Consider the following 20,708-nt stretch of genomic DNA (forward strand, 5'->3'; position numbering starts at 1 on the left):
TAGTCACTATAAAATAAAAAAAGCATCCCATTGAAGGGATGCTTTTTTTATGACTCAATACGTATATCGCACAATTAAGCTCGCTCGACATCAACAGCATTCAAGCCTTTCTTTCCCTGCTCGACGCTGAATTTTACTTTGTCGTTTTCACGGATAAGATCAATGACACCCGAAGCGTGAACAAAAATATCAGCACTACCGTCATCAGGTTTAATGAAGCCAAACCCTTTGGTCTCATTGAAGAATTTTACAGTTCCTGTTTGCATTTTTTTCTAATTTAGTACGAAGTACGTGACTATAAATGGTAATTCCAAGGTATTGGCCTTAACATCGTAATATTATTTTATTGATAGTCAGACATTCTCTTCTATATTCTTCAGCCAACATCCGTGTATCATCGTAGAATTGAGGACAATGGTGGTTTACTGAAAGTGGTTCAAAGGGTATGGAAAATCGGATCGGGAGCGGAAGCAGGCTCCGCCGTTACTGGCAGGTCCATATGGGTAAAACTTCCTGTGCCTTGCTGGGGGCTGGTTGTCGTAAACGCGTCTTAAGTACTCAATCTGAACGAAAAGCGTGAAAAAAGTTGATATACACTATTCACTTGTTTCGTCGTTCATTCTTTCGCTGTTTGTTGGGTATCTTTGTGCCCGCAGAAAACATAAAGTAGGGCGGTACGTTGTTTGGGTACGAACCTATTTTTTCCATTCATTGTAATGATCACTTCGTTTTTGATGTCTCTAAGTCGTCTTTCGGTGCTTGTGCTCCTGCTCGTTACATTTGGCTGTCAGAAGCGTGAGGAGGCCGTTGCGGAACCACAAACCATAACCGATCGGCTGTTGGAAGATAGCCAGTTTGGCTTGTTGCGGGCGGCTGTTGCATATGCCGGTGTCAGTGATGCACTTAAAGATGGTAACATGACATTGTTTGCACCAACCGATGCCGCTTTCCAGGCATCAGGCATTACGGCCGAATCGATTCGGGCTATGACGCCTGCCCAGGCGCGGGCACTGGTGCTCTATCACGTCCTATATGGCCAGGTTGCCATTAGTGCTATTCCTTCAGGAGCGAACTCAGTAGAAATGGCTAGTAAAGGCATTGCGTTCATCAATAAATCGACCGATGGGTCAGTGTCGATCAACGGTGCCAAACTAACCCAGACGACCATCACAGTCGCCAATGGGTACATACATACCATTGACCGGGTGCTGGTTCCGGCTACGGGTACGATGCTGGCCGCTATCCAGAATAACCCGAATCTGACTTACCTGGCAACCGCCCTCAAGCGTGTAAGCACAAGTAGCCCGGCGCTGGTCGATATGCTGACGAGTACAACAGCCGCCAATGGGGTAACCGTATTTGCTCCAATCGATGCTGCTTTTATGGCCGACAAGGTATACAACACAAAAACGGCGATTGAGTCGGCCAATGTCCAGACACTGACCAACACGCTATTGTATCATGTGATACCGGGAGCGGTTTTTTCAAATCAGCTTCAGTCGGGTACCTACAATACATTATTGAGTGGCAGTAAGCTTATTGTGACGGTAGGGGCGGGGCAGATTACCGTGAAAGGGGCAAAGAACGCGACCCTGTCAAGTGTGAAGCAAGCCGATGTACTCACCAATAATGGTGTCCTTCATTTGATCGATCAGGTGCTGTTGCCCTAGTTGGCTTCCGCTTTATACCAATAAATTTTAATCTCTTTCCCAACGTTTTGCCACGTTTGTGGATCAATTAGCGTAGTTCTTATATTGTATTGTGTTGATGCCTAACGTTCAGTTACTCATTTTGAGCTTCTTAGCCCTGGTTGGGATGGCTTCCTGCTCCGACAGTTCAGTGGACCCTACAAATACGTCGAATCTGGAAGTTATTCAAAGCTATATTGATACACAGCCCCTGTCGTTCTCGGCTACGGGGAGTGGATTGTATTTCGTAACCACAAAAGCGAGTTCATCCACGGTGCTTCCGGCTTTTGGCCAAGAGCTTGAACTACGATATACGTTATCGGTCCTGACGCGCAGTACCAGCAATACCAATGTTATCGTATCGCAGGCTGTTGATACGGCTTATGATACAACCTCGACTTTTTTTCCCTTTTTCAACGGCTCGCTCAAGGCAGGTTTGCAGGAGGGAGTTCTGAAAATGCACGAAGGGGAAAGTGCTGCCATGCTGATGCCCGCGAGTCTGGCATTTAAGGATGTAGGGTCGCCCGATAAAACGGTGGCTGCCAACTCGTCCGTTCGGTACGATGTGACGCTCGTGCGCGCACGAACAGAGGAGCAGCAGATTAACGAGTACATTGCCGCTAATAACCTGACGGTGACTACTACCACCACAAACGGTGTGCGCGTGATTCGAACGACGGCCAATCCGACAGGAGCGGCCGTAAGTGGAAATACCGTAATCGCCACAACGGCTTTGGTGAAGCAACTTCGCGGGAAAACAGCGGTGGATTTTGATACAACCGGAGCTAATGTCAAGAATCTAAACGGTTATACGGAGGGGATAAACCAATTGCGTGTGGGCGAAACGGCTACACTTATTTTCCCGTCGGCCAGAGGGTATGCTGAGGTTGGGGTTAAGACAACGACAACCACCAGCAATGGAAACTATCTATATCGGGTAGCGCCCTATACCCCGTTGTTGTACACCGTAACCGTGGTTTCGGCCAGGTAATGTAAGAATTCAAACGATTATCAATTCAATTTTTCATGCGTACAATACCTTTCTTTTTTTTAGGTCTTCTGCTCGTTTGCGGATTGACTTCCTGCTCGAATAGCGTTGTCGATCCGAGCCAGGATGCTAATACTATTTTTCAGGCCAATGTAGCTGACATTAATACCTATACAAGCGCTAAAGGATTGACGGGGACAACCAGTAGTACAGGCCTTTTCTTCGCCCCACTGAAAGTGAACTCCACGGGGGTTACTGCTACGTACGGTACAGAAATAGAGTTCAATTATCGACTCTATGCCCTGTATGGGCCTAGCAATTCGAGTGGGGCTGTTACGGTTACAGATCGTCTGCTGGATACAACCTACATTAGCACACCGTTGTATCGGTATTTATATCAGGGGGTGCTGCTGCCTGGTCTGGAAGAGGGACTGCTAAAAATGCACGAAGGTGATCAGGCGGTTATGATTATGCCATCGATCTTAGCGTTTGGGAATGGGTCAACATCCGATCTTCCGGCCAACTCGCCCGTGCGGTTCGATGTAAAGCTCAACCGGGTACGCACCGAAGATCAGCAGATGGATGAGTACCTGACCACCCAGAAAATGACGCCAACGGAGGTGACATCGACCGGATTACGGTTTATTAAAACCCAGTCGAACCCTACAGGTATAACGCCAGGCCCGACGCAAACGCTGGTGATCAAGTACAGAGGCCAATTGCTGCGAGCTACGTCTAACCTGAAACTAGGAACCGCCTTTGATAGTACGGGTACAGGTACACTCGCTTCGACCGCTTCTCAATTTATACCTGGTTTCTCGGAAGGCTTATCGAAACTAAAAGTAGGCGAAAAAGCAACGATTGTGTTTGCTTCCAAACTAGGATACAGCAGCAAGGGCGTAACAAATTCGAGTACGGCCAGTTATATAATCCCGCCTTATGCTCCATTGCGGTTTGACATAGAACTGGTTTCTGTGCAGTAAGCCATGCATTGTGCTAAATCTTTGAGCGACTTGCGGATTCCGTAAGTCGCTTTTTGTTACAGCGGTTTTGATAAGGCAGTCATTTATTGTATTCCGGAGTAGGCCGTCGGCAGCGGTTAGCTACGAAGAATGCAATCAACGGATTATCGCTTCGCTATGCTAAAAACAGCTTCTTTTTATGCCCTGTTGCTCAAGCTTCTTTGCCTGGCTTGGGTAAGTACTGCCCAGCCCGATACGCTGGTGAGTGCTAAAGAGTGCAGACCACGTGGGGGACTGCCTAATTTCTTTGAGACAGTAAAAGCCGGTCAACCTGTCAAAATTGGGTATCTGGGAGGTAGTATTACCGAAGCTATCGGAGGGTGGCGAGACCAATCACTCAAGTGGTTTCAACAACAATACCCAAAATCCAGAATCGAACAGATTGCGGCTGGTGTTGGTGGTACAGGGTCCGATCTGGGCGTTTTTCGACTCAAAGATCAGGTATTGGCTAACAACCCTGACCTGGTTTTTGTGGAGTTTGCCGTAAACGACAATGGTAAAAAGCCCAGGCCAATTGCGGTAGCGATGGAGGGGATTGTCCGGCAAATCTGGCGAGCCAATCCGCAGACAGATATTTGTTTTGTCTATACGCTTTCGGCACCAATGGCTCCTACGTTGGCAAAAGGCTATTTTCCCCTGTCGGCTTCGGTGATGGAAACCATTGCTGATCACTACGACATTCCATCCATTCATATGGGGCTGGAAGTGGTACAACTGGTCGAAAAAGGTGAACTGATTTTTAGCGGTAAGCCCGACGATTACCCTGGTAAGCTGGTTTTTTCGGCCGATAATGTACATCCGTATCCACAAACGGGTCATCGGCTATATACCGAAGCGCTGATTCGGGCGTTTGGCGTGTTGGCCAAAACAACTACCCTGCGAAAACCCCAGCTTAAAGAGCCACTGTATCCAGACAATTGGGAAAATGCACAAATGGTGAGTGCCGAACAGGCTACGCGATCGCCGGGCTGGCAGGTGATTACGCCAGCCACCGATTCAGTAGCCCGGAAACTCGCCAATCGCTTCACTTTTCTGTTGAAAGCAGCTAATCCTGGCGAACAACTGAAGGTCCGGTTCCGAGGGACTCATTTTGGTATTTATGATGTGATGGGTCCGGGTTGTGGTCAGTACCGGGTGATTATCGATGGAAAGGAGCCCGTTTTATTTCCCCGATTCGACGGTTTCTGTACGTATTATCGGTCCAACTACTTTCTGCTTCCCCCTCTTCCCGGTGGAATTCACACCATCGAACTCATCGTTGATTCACAAACGCTGGATAAAGCCGCGATTTTAAAACAACGAAATCAGATCATTACAGATCCAGCTCAATATGCACCTAAGAATTGCTACGCTGGGCAATTGCTGATTATTGGGGAGGTGTTGTAAAGTGCCAACTCGTTCCCGTGGTCTATCTCCTCACTGACCACAGTATATGAAGTCAATGCGTTCCAGTCAACGTCAGATCGGGTCTTACTTCGGAGCCATACGAATTGCCCCATCCAGCCGGATCACTTCGCCGTTGAGCATAGGGTTTTCGATGATGCTTTTGGCCAACATAGCGTATTCGCTCGGGCGACCCAGCCGGGAAGGGAACGGGACCTGCTGGCCTAGCGATAATCGGGCTTCTTCGGGTAGGCTGGCGAGCAGGGGCGTTTCGAATAAACCGGGCGCAATGGTCATCACCCGAATGCCGGAGCGGGCCAGGTCGCGGGCAATGGGTAAGGTCATACCAACAATACCTCCTTTGGACGCCGAATAAGCTGCCTGACCGATCTGCCCATCGTAGGCCGCCACAGAAGCGGTATTGATAATGACACCACGTTCACCTTCCTCATTCGGCTGATTAGCCTCCATAGCCAACGCAGCCAGCCGGATAACATTGAAGGTGCCGATCAGATTGATAGAAATTACTTTCTGGAAAGCGGCCAGTGAATGGGCGCCATAGACACCATCGACTTTGCCAACCGTTTTTCGGGCTTCGGCCACGCCAGCACAGTTGATGTTGATGTGCAAGCTACCAAACGTTTCTATAGCCAGATTGATCGCTTCCTGTACGTCGGCTTCATCCGTAACATTGGTTCGGTGGAAACGTACCTGAGCCCCGAGTTCGTCGGCCAGCGCCTGTCCACGGCTGTCATTCAGGTCCAGAATCACAACATTAGCTCCGTTTGCTGTCAGCATGCGCGTAGTGGCTTCGCCTAAGCCCGAAGCACCTCCCGAAACGATGGCCGTTTTATTGGTTAAGTTCATGGGTTGGGTTTCGTTTATGGTGTTTGAAAACAAACTTCACATTCTACAAAATAGCCCTAAGTTCATTCCAGTGGCGAATCTCATACGTAGGTTTGTCGTCGGCAGGAATACCCTCAGGGTTGTAAAATAACGTGTCGAGCCCTACGCTTTTAGCGCCCAGAATATCGGCCTCGTAGTTATCGCCAATCATCAGGCTTTCGGCGGCTGTAGTGCTACTAATCTCCATGGCGTACTGGAATACGCGTGGATCGGGCTTTTTGGCGTTGGCTTTCTCGCTGGTGATTACGTTCACGAAATAATGGGCAATCGCAGAACTGTTCATCTTGATGGCCTGAATTTCTGCGAAGCCGTTGGTGATGATGTGCATGACATATCGGCCATTCAGATAGTCCAGAATATCGCGGGCCGATTCCAGAAGGTGCGGTTTGTAAGGCAGGAGATTCAGGTATTCGGCATTCAGATCGGCCTGAACAGCCGACTCATCGATGCCCAATGCCCGAAATACCATCGGAAACCGATGTTGCCGGATGTAGCTGTGTTCAATCAGGTTTTTGTCGTAGTCGGCCCATAGTTTTCGGTTGACGGCAATAAATTGCCTGCTGAATTCGGCCGCTGATTCGATACCCAGATCGGCGAGCCGGAACGTATCGAACAACTCAGCGATACACTCGGCTGAGTTTCGGTCAAAATCCCACAGCGTATGATCCAGGTCAAAAAACAGGTGCTTGTACTTCATAGAGTTATAAAGCTGGATGGGTATAGCGTTATAAAGTGCCTGCCAGTTGCCTTCACATTATAACGCTATGGCTACCTTAAAACTCCAGTTTCAACCGCTCGACGGGCTGGTTGTTCACCAGGTGACTGTCAACAATTTCATCCACATCGGAAAGTTGTACATTGCCATAATACGTCCCTTCAGGATACACCACCAGACTAGGACCGAAGGCGCAGGCATCGAGGCAGCCGGTTCGCTGAGCCCGCATTTCTTTCAGCAACCCGCGTTCGGCCAGAGCGGCCTTGAACGCATCGACTAGTTCATTACCATGGGCTTCGCCACACGACTTCTTGGGGGCTGGCTTCTGGTTATTGCAAATGAAAACGTGCTTCTTGTATTTCATAAAGTCAGATTGAATGCAGGTTCAAAGGTACAAACGAACCGTCTGGCAATCCTACTGTCGTTCGGATAAAGGGGAGAAAAGAATGGTTGATCTGCCACAAAAAAAATTAATTAAACTTAATTCTGAACAAAAGGTTAGGAGCCAATAGTATTCTGATAAAACGACTTCAGATGACCTGCCCGTTCTGCCGTAATGCCCCAAGGATTTTCTAATCAACATGAACAATTTTTCCCTACATACGTATGAAAATCCCTATTACGCTCCCGCGGAAGCAGGGATTATTGGGTCAGTCGGAAGCCGATAATCAACTTACATTGTCAGCCGTTTATGATCGGTACGCGGCTGCGTTGCTGGGAGTAATCACAAAAATTATTTCGGACAAAGCAGAGGCTGTGCTGCTGCTGGAGACAACATTTAGCCGAATACGTTCTGAGCTTCCCTATTTTAAGCCGACCAAACAGCCCCTGTTTGTATGGCTTCTGCAGATTGCCCGAAGCACCGCTCTGGATGCCCTTAAAGAGCGTACGCCCATATCCAGGCCAGCCCTTCAGCTAACTAAAACGGGGCAGGTAATTCGTCCGCTTTGGGGCGAAAATAAGGCAACGGCTCCAGGGCCACAGTCTACCATATCACTCGACCCGCAGCAAAACCAATTGCTGGATATGATTTTATTTAAAAACTGCACGCCCGAAGAAGCGGCCCGGTCCTTGGGGATACCTGTCGAAACCGTTCGGCAGCAATTACGACTGGCTATGCAACAGGTACAGAGCCGCAAAAAGGCATCCTAGAATTCAGCAGCGAATCCAGGATGCCTTTCCTGACGTTACTCACCCTAGTTAAATGAGCCCGTAATGGGCTATCTGCCTCTATGGCCTTACGATTTCTTCGCTTTCGACGAAGCCGTAGCGGATGGCTTCTTTTTTCCCGATGTCGAAGCAGATGGATTCTTCTGCGTCATTGTGACCGGGTCCCAATACACTACTTTTTGCTCGAAATAGCTTTCGTTGCAGGCCAGTACAGGAGCTGCTGCCCGGAAGCCGAACACGGGGTCTTCGACCGTACCCTGACTGCCTTTACGAACGTTTTCGAAGAAATTGCCAAAGTGTTTTGCGTGGGCGTCGTCGTCTTTCGGAGCCGTAAACTTCACTTCTTTTACGGGCTCAGCGGTTCGGGTATCGGGTGGATATTTGGCGTCGTATTGCTTGACAAATTCCTGCTGAACGGGCTCCGTAAACGTGAAGAAGCTATCGTAGTTACCATAGCCGGGTGCTATGGGTAGTTTCTTCTTGGTCATGATGAGGTTATCTTCCGAAAACTCAATCTGCCCTTCGTTGCCAATAATACGGGTCATATTACTGATTTTACCTGCATTGGCGAAGTTTACCCGCAGCACCATCTGGAATGCTTCATGCTGGTCGGTTTTGGGATAGTCCATGATGCACGACATGACATCGGGTACATCACGCCCGTCTTTCCAGTAGGCCAGGTTGCCCGACGAAAAAATACGGGTTGGCCCCAGGGTGTTGGTTACGAAGTGAACCCCGGTAATGAGGTGGATGAACAGATCGCCCGCAACGCCTGTGCCATAGTCCTTATAATTTCGCCAGCGGAAGAACCGGGTGGCATCGAACGGCCGCTTGGGGGCATCGCCCAGGAATCGGTCCCAGTCGACGGTTTGGGGAGACGCATCGGGTGGAATCGAGTAGTTCCAGGCCCCGATTGCATTAAACCGATCACTGTTCGATTCGATGTAATTGATGGCCCCGATTTCGCCCGCTTCAACCAGCCGTTTGGCTTCCTGAAACGCAGCACTGCTGATGCGCTGGCTACCCACCTGCATTGTTTTGCCCGACTTTTTCCAGGCGTCGATCACGGCTTTGCCTTCATTCAGATGCTGAACCATCGGCTTTTCACAATACACATGCTTTCCGGCTTTCAGGGCGGCTATGGTAATATGATCGTGCCAGTGGTCGGGCGTTACGATCAGTACGGCATCTACATCGGGCCGGGCCAGAATCTCCCGGTAATCGCGGGTTGTGAAGAGGGTTTTATCCTTCCCATATTCAGTTTTGGCGTGTTCGAGCCGGCCTGTGTATAAATCAGCGACGCCAACCAGTTCAATGTCTGGGTTTCGTAAAGCGGCCCGCGTATCGAAATTGCCCTGAATACCCATCCCGATCGTGGCAATCCGAATTTTGTCGTTTGGGCTGATTTTCATCAGATTGGGGATGTAGGCAGGGGCACCGAATGGCTTCGCAATACCCTCCGTTGCGACGATGGCCGAGGCTGCCGACAGGGTCCTGATAAACGTGCGTCTATTGGATTGCATAGAGTTGAGAGGTTTTTATATAAAGCTGACAGACGACCCGATTTACCCGATGGATGCGAACCCGGCTAAGCAGGCAGAACCACATTTTAATGGATTGTTAAAATCATTTTTAGTTCATCCTAATCTGACCGGCGCAAGTTTGCACAGCAAGCGGCAAACGACTCATAGCCGCATCATTACCGAAGGATGATACAACGCTACCAGACCGTATAAGCAGGTTGCCACTCAGCGAGTGGGTTCATTTATTTTGTTTCATTTTTAGTCATCAATGGGTATGAAAACGATTGTCTTTGCAATGCTTGCCGCATTGCCCTTTTCAGTTCTGGGTCAGCAAAATAGCCAGCGAATTTCCTTTCCTGACAACGGGATTTATCGGTCAGCTTCCGATTTCGCATCGCGTACTTTAACCGATGGGTTCAATACAGGCCAGCCTGGGTATCGGCTTAAGAATGAATTATTTGAGCCGGTGGTGAAGGTCGATGAGCCCAACCAGCAGGAGGTTAAGCTGGCAATGGCTACTGTATGGGGCGAACGCAAACTTGGGGTTGACTACCGAATTGTGGATGGTCAGCTTTATCGGGTTGAGCATGCCGATCGGGTAATTATTTACAGTTTGCCCGCCAATACGATTATCGGGTCAGGATGGAATACCTACTATTTTAGCCGGGAGCTTAATTCGCCAGTTTATTTGATCACAGCGCATAACCTCAACGATGTGTATTATGACCAGCCTGGTAAATTAGCTGCATTTGATCGTATTGACTGGCATGATGAACATCCATCGGTTCGGGCCCGGCAATTGGTCGAATCCTTCTATAAATCAGGAGCTGCAACGCAGGCTGCGGAATGAAGCCAGGGCTAAAGGCACGAAATGGGAATCCAGCTTGAGTGGATTCCCATTTCGTATAAAAAACCGTTTTTCTTAGAAAAAAATAGTTTGAAGTTTCGAGTACGAAGATTGATACGAACGCATACAGATACGGTAAAAAGCCTCGTACTGCCCTCTCCAAACTATTTATCGAACTGCATAGCTACCCACTGGCGGTCGGTTGGGACTTTATGGGTAGCATTCCAAACAAATAAAGCCTGTTCGAGCGCTACGTTTAGTTGCTTCTTGGTTTGTAGGCGACGGATGTTCAATTTTCGATGGATGATTTCCTGATAAATCAGGCGTTGGTCGTTCGTATAAAAACGAACCGTTGATACAGTACTTTTCGGAGCCGTTTCGATCACCCAGAACCCATCCTGTGGGGGTATGGATGGGTTTAAAGACTGGGCTTTTGTACCGGATGAGATAACCAGCAGGAAAAGGCCGATAAAGGTCAGGCAGAGGTGTTTACGTGTGTTCATTGGTTTACGTTTATGTGTTTTCGATTTGTTGTTAACTGGGTCAAACGTACTGCCTGAATTGATTGGCTGCCAGGAAATTCGCCAGTTTACAGCCGTTTATCGCCATACGTCAGCGAGCGGTCTATTAATGGGATTTTGGCCGAAAAGCTGCTGTTTAGCGACGAGAGTAGGTCGTATGTCGACTTTTCGGTTGTTCGGTAGGCGAAGCAGTTCCGTTTGTCTATCTTCGGGTAGGTAATCGGATGCGCTATGCAACGACTGAACAAAGAATTTGTCTTCTCCAATCACCCCCGGCAACGATTGATCCGGCATGGATTGTTCTGGTCGGTCTGGATGCTTTTTTTTACGCTGACCTACGGATTTCTACCCGCCAATTACCTGCTGCATGAAGGCGTTGCGTGGCCAATGGCTTTTCTGACAGGATTTACCGTTGCGGGTATCGATTCGATCCTGTTCATGCCTGCGCATATGTTTCTGTCCTACACCCTTATGTACTGGGTAGTGCCGCGTTATCTGATGCGGGGGCAGTATTTGATCGCTATCCTGAGTACTATTTTACTGGTTGTGGTTACGGCCGCTATATCGGCGGTACTGGCCGAGTTTGTCGTGTATCCGATTCGTATGGCGGTCTTCAACCGCAACTCGGGAAACAGTTTCTTTTTTGCCATGATGGCGGGTATGCGCGGAGCTACAACCATTGCGGGGTTTGCGGTAGCGATCAAGCTGGTGAAAATCTGGTATCAGAAGCAGGAAGCGTATCAGCAGATCGAGCACGAAAAGTTACAGGCCGAGTTGCAGTTGCTGAAATCGCAGGTACACCCGCACTTTCTGTTCAATACCCTGAATAACCTGTATGGCCTGACCCTGCATAAGTCCGACCATTCGCCCGAGGTAGTCCTGAAGCTGTCGGAATTATTGAGCTATATGCTGTATGACTGCAACGCGGCTGAAGTGCCGCTTCAGAAAGAAATTGCTTTCATGCGCAACTACATCGGGCTGGAGCAACTTCGGTACGGTGAGCGGCTCGATTTATCCCTCAGCATTACCGGCGATTATCAGACCAAACTGATTGCTCCACTGTTACTGATTCCTTTTCTGGAAAACGCGTTCAAGCATGGGGCCAGCGAACAACTGGAGCAGGCCTGGATGCACATTGACCTGTCGGTTCAGGATAATCAATTGAAATTCAAGTTGATCAACAGCCGGGAAGCGCCCGGTAAAGCCGAGGGGTATGTAGGAGGAATTGGTCTGCAAAACGTAAAAAAACGCTTGAAACTACTGTACGAAAATCGGCATGATTTACGAATTGTGGTCGAGGAAGAAACCTTTATGGTATTGCTGACCCTTGAGTTACAATCGGCCAAACCGATCGCCCAAACGCCTGTTGCTCAGTTGGTAGAAACCGTCTGATTCCCTATCTTGGCTATTTTGCTAATTGTTGTACATTGTCCATGCCTCCGATTCGTTGCTTACTGGTTGATGATGAACCCCCTGCGCTGGCTGTGATTGAGTCGCACATTGCGATGATCGATGGACTCGATATTGTGGGCAAATGCCACAATGCCATTCAGGCTTTTGGGGTATTACAGTCTACGCCCGTTGATCTGTTGTTTTTAGACATAAAAATGCCCAAGTTGCTCGGCACCGATTTTATCCGGAGTTTGCGGCAGCCTCCCAAAGTTATTTTTACGACTGCCTATCGGGATTATGCTTTGGATGGGTTCGAACTTGATGCGGTCGATTATCTGCTGAAACCGATTTCATTTGAACGCTTTTTACGGGCGGTATCCAAAGTTATGCGGATTGAGCCCAGTACCATTGGCGCTGTACCTGCCGAGCATGGGCTGGTGTCGCTGGACGAAAAACCAGCCTCCACCGTGGCCGAAAATTCATTTCTTTACTTCCGGGCCGATCGCAGGATGGTAAAAGTCTTCATCCGCGATATTTTATATGTGGAGAGCCTGAAAGATTATGTCAAGATCGTAACCACTTCGGCTAAACCCTTAGTGGTCAAGCAGAGCATCAGTTCGCTGGAGGAGATGCTGCCCGAGGCTAGTTTTTTACGGATTCATCGGTCGTATATCGTTGCCGTCGATAAGATTACTGCCTACACTCCCAGCTATGTCGATATAGCTGGTCAGGAGCTGCCTATTGGCCGGTTGTACCACAAAGAAGTGGGGCGTGTGCTCAAAATGGAGTAGAAACGGCTGATTAAGGTATTCAGATACCATGAATGTATTAATTGATTTCATGGCATCTTCTCCGAGAAAATTTGCGTATAGCCTGATAGTATGCCTGTTTTGGCTGATAACCGGATTACAGGCCCAGCAAAATCCTAAGTTTCGGGTTGTTGCGTTTTACACGGCTCAAAACGATCGCGCTCACATCAGCTTTGTGCATGAAGCCAACCGCTGGTTTCCAAAAATGGGTGAGAAATACGGGTTTTCGTATGATTCGACCGACAACTGGACGAACCTGAATCCGACGTTTCTGGCCAGGTACCAGGTCGTGCTGTTTCTGGATACCCGCCCCGATGAACCGGCCCAGCGGGAGGCCTTTCAAAAATACATGGAAAACGGCGGAAGCTGGCTGGGGTTTCACTTTGCCGCATTTGCGTTGACTCCTTCCAAATATCCGCAAAACTGGGACTGGTATCACAACGAATTTATTGGGGCCGGATCGTACAAAAGCAACACCTGGCGACCCACATCGGCTATTCTACGGGTAGAGGATCGGAAACACCCGGCCACGAAGCGGTTGCCCGAAACGTTCAAAGCCGCTCCCAATGAGTGGTATCGGTGGACCAATGATCTGAAAGCCAATCCCAACATCGACATCCTAATGTCGATCGATTCCACTAGCTTTCCGTTAGGTACAGGACCGAAACCGCATGAAATCTGGCATAGCGGTTATTATCCGGTGGTCTGGACGAACAAAAAGTATAAAATGCTCTACGTGAATATGGGGCACAACGATATTGATTACGAGGGTAAGACCAACAAAGAACTTTCGTCCTCGTTCAGTAGCGAAATCCAGAACCGCTTTCTGATCGATGCATTACTGTGGTTAGGAAATAGTAAAAAACGTTGATTGGTAAATTATGGCCCTGCTCTCCCGTCGTAAATTTCTGCAATCGTCGTCTGTTCTGGCGAGTAGTGCTGTATTCTCTGATCTTATTGTCGGTCAGTTAGTTAAACAAAGTCCGTTACGACTAGGTGGCCCCATCTTTCTGAAAAGTGATGATCCCGACGAGCTAGCGCGGGAGCACCGTCGCCTACGTTACAGTGCGGCTTACGTGCCAAAGGTAGAATTGGCCGATACGGTGCGAATTGACACCATTCGAAAAGCTTTTGCCGCCCAGAACGTACTGATTGCTGAGGTAGGGGCGTGGGTGAATATGCTGGAGGCCGATCCGGCAAAACGGAAGACAAACCTGGACTACGTGACCGAACGGCTGGCACTGGCCGAAGCCGTTGGCGCCCTGACCTGCGTGAACATCGCGGGCTCGTTCAATCCAAAACAGTGGGACGGGCCCGATGCCCGAAACCTGACCCAGGACTACATCGATGCCACGGTTGAAAACTGCCGGAAAGTGATCGATGCCGTGAAGCCTAAACGAGCCAGATTTGCCCTCGAAATGATGGGCTGGAGTTTACCCGATGGACCGGATTCGTATCTAAAATTTATCAGGGCCATTGATCGACCTGCCTTTGCAGCTCACGTCGATATAGCCAACATCATGAACAGTCCGGCACGGTATTACAACAACACCGCACTCATTAACGAAACGTTTCAGAAGCTGGGGAAATGGATCGTCTCCGTTCATGCCAAGGATATTTACGGAAAAGACGGCCATTTTGCCGAAACCATGCCTGGGCGAGGGCAGATGGATTATCAGACCTACATACGTAACGTAACGGCTCTGCCGCGCGAAGTACCCCTGATGCTGGAGCACCTCCGCACAGCAGAGGAATACGATGAAGCCCGTCAGTTTGTTATTGGTCAGGCCGATAAAGCGGGTATTTCGCTGGCCTGAGCGGGTCAGTGGCCCACTCGGCTCATTTCACCGTATACGATGGTTTTGGGTAAACCCGGAATCGACATTCCATGACTGGTTTCCTGTTGCGAACGATAAGTCCGATTTTCATAGACAACGCCCTGCTGTAAACTTAACTGAGCGATTACATGGTTTACGCGTCGACGGGAGATCAGAAGTTGAGTCTGGTCACGCATGATGAGGTAGCTGGGTAAGGTTAACCGAGCCCCTCGTTTCACCCGAGATGCGTGTTGAGGATTAATCAGGGTGTGCTTATGGACGCGCAAAAAGGAAGGCCAGCGTTTCTCAAACCATTTTAAGGTGCGCGACATCAAAATAACCTTCCCATTCATCAGATGGACGTGGCTATAGTTTTCTTCGCCGGTCAGATACAGGATCGTGCGTTGGTCGAATCGGTTGTGACAGCCTTTGGGTCGTAATGGTGTTTTCATGCAAGTTGGATGGGGGGTGAGTCGGGTATTGTGACTAGCCAGGCCAGCGATAGTGAAGTCAGGAACTAAGGCAGGATAGCGGTGCGCAAAGACTTTTCAGGGGTATTGGGCTGCGACCTGATTCAACTGCATGACTACTCCGTTTTAGCTGGTACAAAGGACGGAATTCTGGTACATCCAATCCTGCCAAACGATAGTCCGATCCTGCCAAATGATAGTCTGATTTGGACAGAATAGCCTGATCCTGCCGGGTTTATCTGTTTTTAATTGATTTATCGGTTTTGGCTACTTAACTTGACCCAGTTGGAGATTGTCTAGTCCCAACAAGCACTATTCGTCACCGTAACCAATGAAATTGTTCCACCGAGTTTACAGCGGCTGTCTGGCTTTATGCCTTTGCGGTATGTTGTTCAGGGCGTATGCACAGGCCCAGGATGTTCCCGTTGTGGTTGGTGTACGACATTTCTCGCTCGAACAGGGATTGCCAAGTAGGGGTGTTCTCACAGTAGGGCAGGATCGGGAGGGATTTGTCTGGATGGGGACATTGCAGAGTGCCTATCGGTTCGATGGCCAGCGCTTTGCGCCATTATCCTTGCCCACCCACCTGGCCCGGCAGCAGTCCTTTAATCCGAGTATCAATGTGGTTAAGCCCGACCGACAGGGCAATCTATGGGTAGTAAGCAGCGTGTTATCGGGAAAGCGGCAGAAATACATCATTAAACCAGGGCAGACTCAGGCTCAGTTGGTGACTCAGGCATTTGGCCATCCAGACCCTCTACAGGCCGACGCCGTTTATGAGTACGTCTCCGCTCCTGATAACTCATTTCAGTATGTCTGGACGCAGAGCGGGGCTGTGTGGTGGCATAAGGGGCAAGATCAATTTCGGAACGTGTTTCAACGGTCCGGCCCCGGTGATTTATTCCTGCACGAAACGGCTCAGCAGACGCTGCTGATCACCTATTCGACTGACGAAACAGAACAGAATGGTGAGCTGTTTGAGGTCGATTCGCTTGGCCATGTTCTTCGACACCATACCTTGCCCCGGCTATTTCGTCCGGTCTGGAAAGAGGCCGATGGGACGATTTACCTCCGGCGGCATTTTAAGCACGGTGAGCTTGTGTCGGCCTCTACCCCTTTTCTCGACGGTTTTCTGTATCGGCTCGAGCCGACGGGTAAGTTGTCGCCCATGCCCATTACATTACCTCGCAAGCCAGTTTCCGACCTGGCGCATTATCCGATTTCGGAACTGGCTGCGTATTTTGATGCCCATCATGGATTGTTCTGGGTATTTGGTCCGCAGATGTTGCTGGCCTGGCACCCTCAGAAAGGTGTTGTCTTCGATCTGGCAACGACCCGTTTTTCATTGGAAAGTATCCAGAAGTTTAATCAGGTGGTGGTAGACCGGACGGGAGCCGTTTGGGTTTGCACCACCAATGGGGTGCTGCTATTAAGCCTGGAACTTATTCATTTTCAGCGGTATCTTCATCAGAACAGTACGAGCCCGGTAGGACTCCGGTGGTCTACGCGGGGAATGGTGCAATTAGGCAATCGCCTGTTGGTCAATGCGCAGGAAACTCAACGGGTCGATCTAAAGACGGGACACAGTCAGTTTGTTTTTCAGAATGTACCCATCAGCCGATCGTATACAGTTAACTTATGCCCTTTGGTTCAGGACCAGCATGGCACCGTCTGGTCGGCCTTTAGTGAACTCCTTCGGATTGAGCCCGGCACACTCAAACCCTTTGCGTATAAACTCCGCTGGGATAATACCTGCGTGACGATCTGGCCCGATGGGCGGTCGAAGCTCTGGCTGGGGCATCAGCAGGGGATATCTATTTTTAACACCCAACGAGGGGAGCATGAAGCATTTACCCTCTACAATCATTATCCCGAACTAGCGCAAAGTCGGGTCAATGGTTTCTTCCCCGATAAACGGACGGGAATAATTTGGATAGCAGCTTCTTCAGGTTTGTATCTGCTCGATACCTTGAGGGGTATTCAGGCAAGATACCGATTTCAGGGAAAAAATAGCACCACGTCCTTATTGGACCATATCACGTATGTTCACCCCGATCCGGAGCAGCGAGCCATCTATTGGCTGGCCACCCGGGGTGGGCTTATTCGCTGGGATAAGCAGCAGGGAACGTTCCAGGTATTTACCCAGAAGCAGGGGCTTTCGGACAATAGCCTTCATGCCCTCTACGAAGATCGCCATCAGCGCTTATGGTTACCGAGCAATTATGGCCTGATGAGTTTCCATCGTAAAACTCATCAGGTACATATTTACCATGTCAAGGATGGTATTGCCGACGAAGAGTTCAATCTGATCTCACATTACCGCGCCCCCGACGGTCGGTTGTTTTTTGGGGGCGTCAATGGGGTTACGGCTTTCTATCCAGACCAGATTCAGGAGCGTACGCTCACTCCGGTTCCGTTATTATTGACGCAGTACCAGAAGCTGAATACCGAAACCGGACAGATGGATAACCACTTTGCCGAGTTTAGCGAGCAGAAGGGGCTTCACTTAACAGCCAGCGACCGATTGTTTAGCCTGGGCTTTTCGTTGCTGGACTACCGTTACATAGGGCAGGCCCGGTTGTGGTATCGGATTGAAGGCTGGCAGGACAAATGGGTGGCTCAGAATCAATTAGAGCTTCGGCTCAATAGTCTGCCTGCTGGTGACTATACGATACAGGTGCGTGCCCAGACCAGCAATGGGAATTGGGCATCGTCGATCCTGAGTATACCTGTTACGGTCGATAAACCCGTTTATTTGCGCGGTTGGTTTCTGGTGCTGTGTGTACTGATGCTGGCAGTAGGGGTAGTTGTGGTTTTTCGCTGGCGTAACCGGCAACTGATGCAGGATAAGCTCCAGCTTGAAGCCGAAGTAGCGCGTCGGACGGCTCAGATCGAGGAAGATAAAGCAATCATTGAACGGCAGGCTGCCGATTTGCAGGCCAGCGTTACGCTTAAGTCCCGGTTTTTTGCCAATGTATCGCATGAATTACGTACTCCATTGACATTGATGCTGGGGCCGATTCAGTACCTGACCAATCGGGTTTCCGACAACTCAGCTCAACAGTTGCTGAACGTTATGGATCGTAATGCCCGACAGTTGCTTACGCTGGTCAATGACCTGCTCGACTTAACCCGACTCGATAATCGACAGACCCAACTGGTGGAGCAACCTGCCGATCTGGCTCTGCTGGTTCGTCAAACCATTGATAATTTTATACCCCAGGCTCATTATATGGGGGTTTATCTTCAGGCCATTGGCCTGGATGAGCCAGTCTGGATGGCACTTGACGCTCCTAAAATGGAAACCGTTCTGCGGAATCTGCTGGCCAATGCGCTCCATTATACGTCGGCAGGAGGTACGATACAGATTCAACTCTCGGAAGCAGACGGTTTGGCCGAAATCAGGGTGACAGATTCTGGGAGTGGTATTCATGCTGATGATCTGCCGCATATTTTTGAACGATACTTTCAGTCGAAGCAGATCGATAAGCCGCTACGGGGTGGTACAGGTATTGGGCTGGCGATCTGCCAGGAGTACTGTTTGCTATGGGGAGGAGAAATCAGGGTTGGCAGTGAGTTGGGTAAAGGAAGTACATTTACCATTACGTATCCCATTCGAAAGGTGCCGGAGACTAGCTGGGCTGATCGACCCCTTGAAATCCAGCCGAAGGATGGCGAGACAACCTCACCCGCTTTAATACGGGCAAATGCGTTTGAGGAACTGGTGTTACCGGCAACGGGTAAATCGGTATTGATTGTAGAGGATCATGCCGATATGCTGCTCTACATTCAGATGGTGCTATCACCGCAGTATGCGTTGCTCATTGCCCGTAATGGGCGGCAGGCACTCGATCTGTTGCATCAACTGGCTGCCGATCAACTTCCCGATTTGATTGTTTCGGATATTATGATGCCCGAACTCGATGGAATGGCTCTGGTAAATGCACTTCGTGAAACTAAATCTTTCGCTCATATCCCCATTATACTGCTGACGGCGCGGATAGACCTGGAAACCCGATTGCAGGCGCTACGGCTGGGTATTGCCGATTACCTGACCAAGCCGTTCAACGAAACCGAACTGCTGGTAAGGTGCCAGCACCTGATTGATCGGGCCGATGAGCAGGCTCGTTTGCGTGGTCAGGTGCCCGACGAAAGCGAGGGACTAGTGGAAACAACCTCAGATCAGGACGCCGAATGGATCGATTCCCTTCAGCAACTCATTCGGAAAAATCTAACGAGTTCGGTATTAACGATTCATTTTCTGGCTGAGGTAAGCTCCCTGAGCGAACGACAGTTGTATCGGCGTATCAGAGAATTAACGGGCATGTCGCCCAATCAGTTTATTCAGGAAGTGCGGCTTCAGGTGGCCCAGGAACTACTCAACACCCAGCCCCAGGCTATGGTCAAATCGATTGGCTATCAGGTGGGGTATCAGAATACGTCCTACTTCATCCGTATTTATCGTGAACGGTTTGGTATCAGTCCGGGCGAGCGCTCGTATGCGCGGGTTAAAGGCCTTACCGATAAAGGGTTGATCGAGAACTGATCGGGTGCTGAAGAACGCAAAAGGGGGTAATGCCTATTGAATGGCCTGCGTCATGAGTTTGTTGTCATAAAGCCGTAGTATGAACGGCTTTATGGCATTCTGTGATAGAGTGTATGATGGAGGGATTGGAAACGCGGCTAAACAGGTATAGGTTGGCTTTTCAGGACACGGCAGCGCGATGCCGTTTGGCATAAACAACTTTGTGCAGTGGACTCAACTGCTCCACAACATCCGACAAGCGTCGACGGGAGATCAGAAGCTGGGTCTGATCGCGCATGATCAGATAGCTGGGTGAGGTTAACCGAGCGGCTCTATTTACCTGAAAGGCATGCTGCGGATTGATCAGCGCGTGCTTATGAACCCGTAGAAAGGAGGGCCACTGTTTTTCAAACCATTTCAACGTACGGCTCGTCAAAATCATGTCGCCGTTTAATGTGTGTACGTAGCAATAGTTGGCATCACCAGTCAGGTAAAGCACCGTATTGATGTCGAAACGGTAATGGCCCTTAGCAATGGTTAGTCTTTTTTTCATGGTAATAACGGCGGGCTGAACGCAACGACCGGGCGTTCGTTGGTAATAGTCAATAGCTTATAAGCGTCCTGAATCGATTCCGTAACAACAAAAATAATTTTTGAGTAAGTCGGATGGAAATCTGTTTTTAACGAGTCCATCAACAAGGCTGAATCGTACATGAACAGGCTTGATTCATACATGAACTTTTTCGTCGGGTGGGCAAAACCGACATGGATAGGCCAGCCAGGGCGTGAGTAATTCTTCTTAGGTAACGAAGGGTACGGGATTGCGGCTTTAGCGTATGAGTGGTTAGATGAATCGTGAGCGAGCGCATACAGGTAGTTTGCCGCACCAATTTGCTTATTAACCCACGAACCGATTCGGCCCGATAAGCAAC

Annotated in this window: 19 protein-coding genes; 11 read left to right on the forward strand and 8 right to left on the reverse strand. The window is 49.5% G+C overall.

Annotated features, from left to right (window positions below):
• Nucleotides 1-74: 74 nt before the first annotated feature.
• Entirely contained in the window at nucleotides 75-266 is a 192-nt protein-coding gene (locus tag B153_RS0101420; RefSeq protein ID WP_020594869.1) for a cold-shock protein, read from the reverse strand.
• A 468-nt stretch (nucleotides 267-734) separates the two neighbouring features.
• On the opposite strand from B153_RS0101420, the gene B153_RS0101425 reads away from it, so the two are divergent.
• From B153_RS0101425 to B153_RS0101440, 4 genes are all read left to right on the forward strand, one after another.
• Nucleotides 735-1,670 (forward strand): fasciclin domain-containing protein, encoded by a 936-nt coding sequence (locus tag B153_RS0101425; protein ID WP_245564811.1) that lies wholly within the window; start codon nucleotides 735-737, stop codon nucleotides 1,668-1,670.
• 121 nt (nucleotides 1,671-1,791) lie between these two features.
• Nucleotides 1,792-2,679 (forward strand): FKBP-type peptidyl-prolyl cis-trans isomerase, encoded by an 888-nt coding sequence (locus B153_RS0101430; RefSeq protein WP_245564812.1) that lies wholly within the window; start codon nucleotides 1,792-1,794, stop codon nucleotides 2,677-2,679.
• Between the two features lie 35 nt (nucleotides 2,680-2,714).
• Nucleotides 2,715-3,659 carry an FKBP-type peptidyl-prolyl cis-trans isomerase gene (locus tag B153_RS0101435; protein ID WP_020594872.1) on the forward strand — a complete coding sequence of 315 codons (945 nt, stop codon included), beginning with the start codon at nucleotides 2,715-2,717 and terminating at the stop codon, nucleotides 3,657-3,659.
• A 129-nt stretch (nucleotides 3,660-3,788) separates the two neighbouring features.
• Nucleotides 3,789-5,084 (forward strand): SGNH/GDSL hydrolase family protein, encoded by a 1,296-nt coding sequence (locus B153_RS0101440; RefSeq protein WP_083928155.1) that lies wholly within the window; start codon nucleotides 3,789-3,791, stop codon nucleotides 5,082-5,084.
• Nucleotides 5,085-5,168: 84 nt separating this feature from the next.
• Here B153_RS0101440 and B153_RS0101445 read toward each other — a convergent pair whose 3' ends face one another.
• The 3 genes from B153_RS0101445 to B153_RS0101455 form a co-directional block, all read right to left on the reverse strand.
• Nucleotides 5,169-5,948 (reverse strand): 3-hydroxyacyl-CoA dehydrogenase, encoded by a 780-nt coding sequence (locus B153_RS0101445; protein ID WP_020594874.1) that lies wholly within the window; start codon nucleotides 5,946-5,948, stop codon nucleotides 5,169-5,171.
• Nucleotides 5,949-5,991: 43 nt separating this feature from the next.
• The gene (locus B153_RS0101450; RefSeq protein WP_020594875.1) at nucleotides 5,992-6,684 is read right to left on the reverse strand and encodes a YjjG family noncanonical pyrimidine nucleotidase; all 693 of its coding nucleotides are present in this window, start codon (nucleotides 6,682-6,684) and stop codon (nucleotides 5,992-5,994) included.
• 76 nt (nucleotides 6,685-6,760) lie between these two features.
• Nucleotides 6,761-7,066, reverse strand: a complete 306-nt coding sequence (locus tag B153_RS0101455; protein ID WP_020594876.1) for a (2Fe-2S) ferredoxin domain-containing protein — start codon at nucleotides 7,064-7,066, stop codon at nucleotides 6,761-6,763.
• Nucleotides 7,067-7,308: 242 nt separating this feature from the next.
• On the opposite strand from B153_RS0101455, the gene B153_RS0101460 reads away from it, so the two are divergent.
• Nucleotides 7,309-7,854: an RNA polymerase sigma factor gene (locus B153_RS0101460; RefSeq protein ID WP_020594877.1), complete on the forward strand. Its 546-nt coding sequence runs from the start codon at nucleotides 7,309-7,311 to the stop codon at nucleotides 7,852-7,854.
• An 86-nt stretch (nucleotides 7,855-7,940) separates the two neighbouring features.
• Here B153_RS0101460 and B153_RS0101465 read toward each other — a convergent pair whose 3' ends face one another.
• Nucleotides 7,941-9,395 carry a Gfo/Idh/MocA family protein gene (locus tag B153_RS0101465; protein WP_020594878.1) on the reverse strand — a complete coding sequence of 485 codons (1,455 nt, stop codon included), beginning with the start codon at nucleotides 9,393-9,395 and terminating at the stop codon, nucleotides 7,941-7,943.
• 274 nt (nucleotides 9,396-9,669) lie between these two features.
• Between B153_RS0101465 and B153_RS0101470 the strand changes: the two genes are divergently transcribed.
• Complete coding sequence (locus B153_RS0101470) at nucleotides 9,670-10,245, forward strand: hypothetical protein (RefSeq protein ID WP_157634540.1); 576 nt, start codon at nucleotides 9,670-9,672, stop codon at nucleotides 10,243-10,245.
• Nucleotides 10,246-10,406: 161 nt separating this feature from the next.
• On the opposite strand, the gene B153_RS0101475 is transcribed toward B153_RS0101470, so the two are convergent.
• On the reverse strand, nucleotides 10,407-10,745 hold the full coding sequence (locus tag B153_RS0101475; protein WP_020594880.1) for a hypothetical protein: 339 nt from the start codon (nucleotides 10,743-10,745) through the stop codon (nucleotides 10,407-10,409).
• 249 nt (nucleotides 10,746-10,994) lie between these two features.
• On the opposite strand from B153_RS0101475, the gene B153_RS0101480 reads away from it, so the two are divergent.
• From B153_RS0101480 to B153_RS0101495, 4 genes are read left to right on the forward strand one after another with little or no spacing between them, the layout of a single operon-like run.
• On the forward strand, nucleotides 10,995-12,155 hold the full coding sequence (locus B153_RS0101480; protein WP_020594881.1) for a sensor histidine kinase: 1,161 nt from the start codon (nucleotides 10,995-10,997) through the stop codon (nucleotides 12,153-12,155).
• 41 nt (nucleotides 12,156-12,196) lie between these two features.
• Entirely contained in the window at nucleotides 12,197-12,946 is a 750-nt protein-coding gene (locus B153_RS0101485; RefSeq protein ID WP_020594882.1) for a LytR/AlgR family response regulator transcription factor, read from the forward strand.
• 49 nt (nucleotides 12,947-12,995) lie between these two features.
• Nucleotides 12,996-13,835 (forward strand): ThuA domain-containing protein, encoded by an 840-nt coding sequence (locus B153_RS0101490; protein ID WP_040760688.1) that lies wholly within the window; start codon nucleotides 12,996-12,998, stop codon nucleotides 13,833-13,835.
• Between the two features lie 10 nt (nucleotides 13,836-13,845).
• Nucleotides 13,846-14,781 carry a sugar phosphate isomerase/epimerase family protein gene (locus B153_RS0101495; protein WP_020594884.1) on the forward strand — a complete coding sequence of 312 codons (936 nt, stop codon included), beginning with the start codon at nucleotides 13,846-13,848 and terminating at the stop codon, nucleotides 14,779-14,781.
• Between the two features lie 5 nt (nucleotides 14,782-14,786).
• Here the strand turns inward: B153_RS0101495 and B153_RS0101500 are convergent, their stop codons facing one another.
• The gene (locus B153_RS0101500) at nucleotides 14,787-15,233 is read right to left on the reverse strand and encodes a LytR/AlgR family response regulator transcription factor (protein WP_020594885.1); all 447 of its coding nucleotides are present in this window, start codon (nucleotides 15,231-15,233) and stop codon (nucleotides 14,787-14,789) included.
• 349 nt (nucleotides 15,234-15,582) lie between these two features.
• Between B153_RS0101500 and B153_RS0101505 the strand changes: the two genes are divergently transcribed.
• On the forward strand, nucleotides 15,583-19,797 hold the full coding sequence (locus tag B153_RS0101505; protein ID WP_020594886.1) for an ATP-binding protein: 4,215 nt from the start codon (nucleotides 15,583-15,585) through the stop codon (nucleotides 19,795-19,797).
• 160 nt (nucleotides 19,798-19,957) lie between these two features.
• On the opposite strand, the gene B153_RS0101510 is transcribed toward B153_RS0101505, so the two are convergent.
• Complete coding sequence (locus tag B153_RS0101510) at nucleotides 19,958-20,329, reverse strand: LytR/AlgR family response regulator transcription factor (protein WP_020594887.1); 372 nt, start codon at nucleotides 20,327-20,329, stop codon at nucleotides 19,958-19,960.
• Between the last annotated feature and the right edge of the window lie 379 nt (nucleotides 20,330-20,708).

This window comes from Spirosoma panaciterrae DSM 21099, from assembly GCF_000374025.1.
GTDB classification, from domain to species: domain Bacteria; phylum Bacteroidota; class Bacteroidia; order Cytophagales; family Spirosomataceae; genus Spirosoma; species Spirosoma panaciterrae.

Bases quoted from the DNA above. Each gene is read 5' to 3' on its own strand.
- B153_RS0101420 (WP_020594869.1), bottom strand. From the start codon at position 266: ATGCAAACAGGAACTGTAAAATTCTTCAATGAGACCAAAGGGTTTGGC.
- B153_RS0101425 (WP_245564811.1), top strand. From the start codon at position 735: ATGTCTCTAAGTCGTCTTTCGGTGCTTGTGCTCCTGCTCGTTACATTT.
- B153_RS0101435 (WP_020594872.1), top strand. From the start codon at position 2,715: ATGCGTACAATACCTTTCTTTTTTTTAGGTCTTCTGCTCGTTTGCGGA.
- B153_RS0101440 (WP_083928155.1), top strand. From the start codon at position 3,789: ATGCAATCAACGGATTATCGCTTCGCTATGCTAAAAACAGCTTCTTTT.
- B153_RS0101445 (WP_020594874.1), bottom strand. From the start codon at position 5,948: ATGAACTTAACCAATAAAACGGCCATCGTTTCGGGAGGTGCTTCGGGC.
- B153_RS0101450 (WP_020594875.1), bottom strand. From the start codon at position 6,684: ATGAAGTACAAGCACCTGTTTTTTGACCTGGATCATACGCTGTGGGAT.
- B153_RS0101455 (WP_020594876.1), bottom strand. From the start codon at position 7,066: ATGAAATACAAGAAGCACGTTTTCATTTGCAATAACCAGAAGCCAGCC.
- B153_RS0101460 (WP_020594877.1), top strand. From the start codon at position 7,309: ATGAAAATCCCTATTACGCTCCCGCGGAAGCAGGGATTATTGGGTCAG.
- B153_RS0101465 (WP_020594878.1), bottom strand. From the start codon at position 9,395: ATGCAATCCAATAGACGCACGTTTATCAGGACCCTGTCGGCAGCCTCG.
- B153_RS0101470 (WP_157634540.1), top strand. From the start codon at position 9,670: ATGAAAACGATTGTCTTTGCAATGCTTGCCGCATTGCCCTTTTCAGTT.
- B153_RS0101475 (WP_020594880.1), bottom strand. From the start codon at position 10,745: ATGAACACACGTAAACACCTCTGCCTGACCTTTATCGGCCTTTTCCTG.
- B153_RS0101480 (WP_020594881.1), top strand. From the start codon at position 10,995: ATGCAACGACTGAACAAAGAATTTGTCTTCTCCAATCACCCCCGGCAA.
- B153_RS0101485 (WP_020594882.1), top strand. From the start codon at position 12,197: ATGCCTCCGATTCGTTGCTTACTGGTTGATGATGAACCCCCTGCGCTG.
- B153_RS0101490 (WP_040760688.1), top strand. From the start codon at position 12,996: ATGGCATCTTCTCCGAGAAAATTTGCGTATAGCCTGATAGTATGCCTG.
- B153_RS0101495 (WP_020594884.1), top strand. From the start codon at position 13,846: ATGGCCCTGCTCTCCCGTCGTAAATTTCTGCAATCGTCGTCTGTTCTG.
- B153_RS0101500 (WP_020594885.1), bottom strand. From the start codon at position 15,233: ATGAAAACACCATTACGACCCAAAGGCTGTCACAACCGATTCGACCAA.
- B153_RS0101505 (WP_020594886.1), top strand. From the start codon at position 15,583: ATGAAATTGTTCCACCGAGTTTACAGCGGCTGTCTGGCTTTATGCCTT.
- B153_RS0101510 (WP_020594887.1), bottom strand. From the start codon at position 20,329: ATGAAAAAAAGACTAACCATTGCTAAGGGCCATTACCGTTTCGACATC.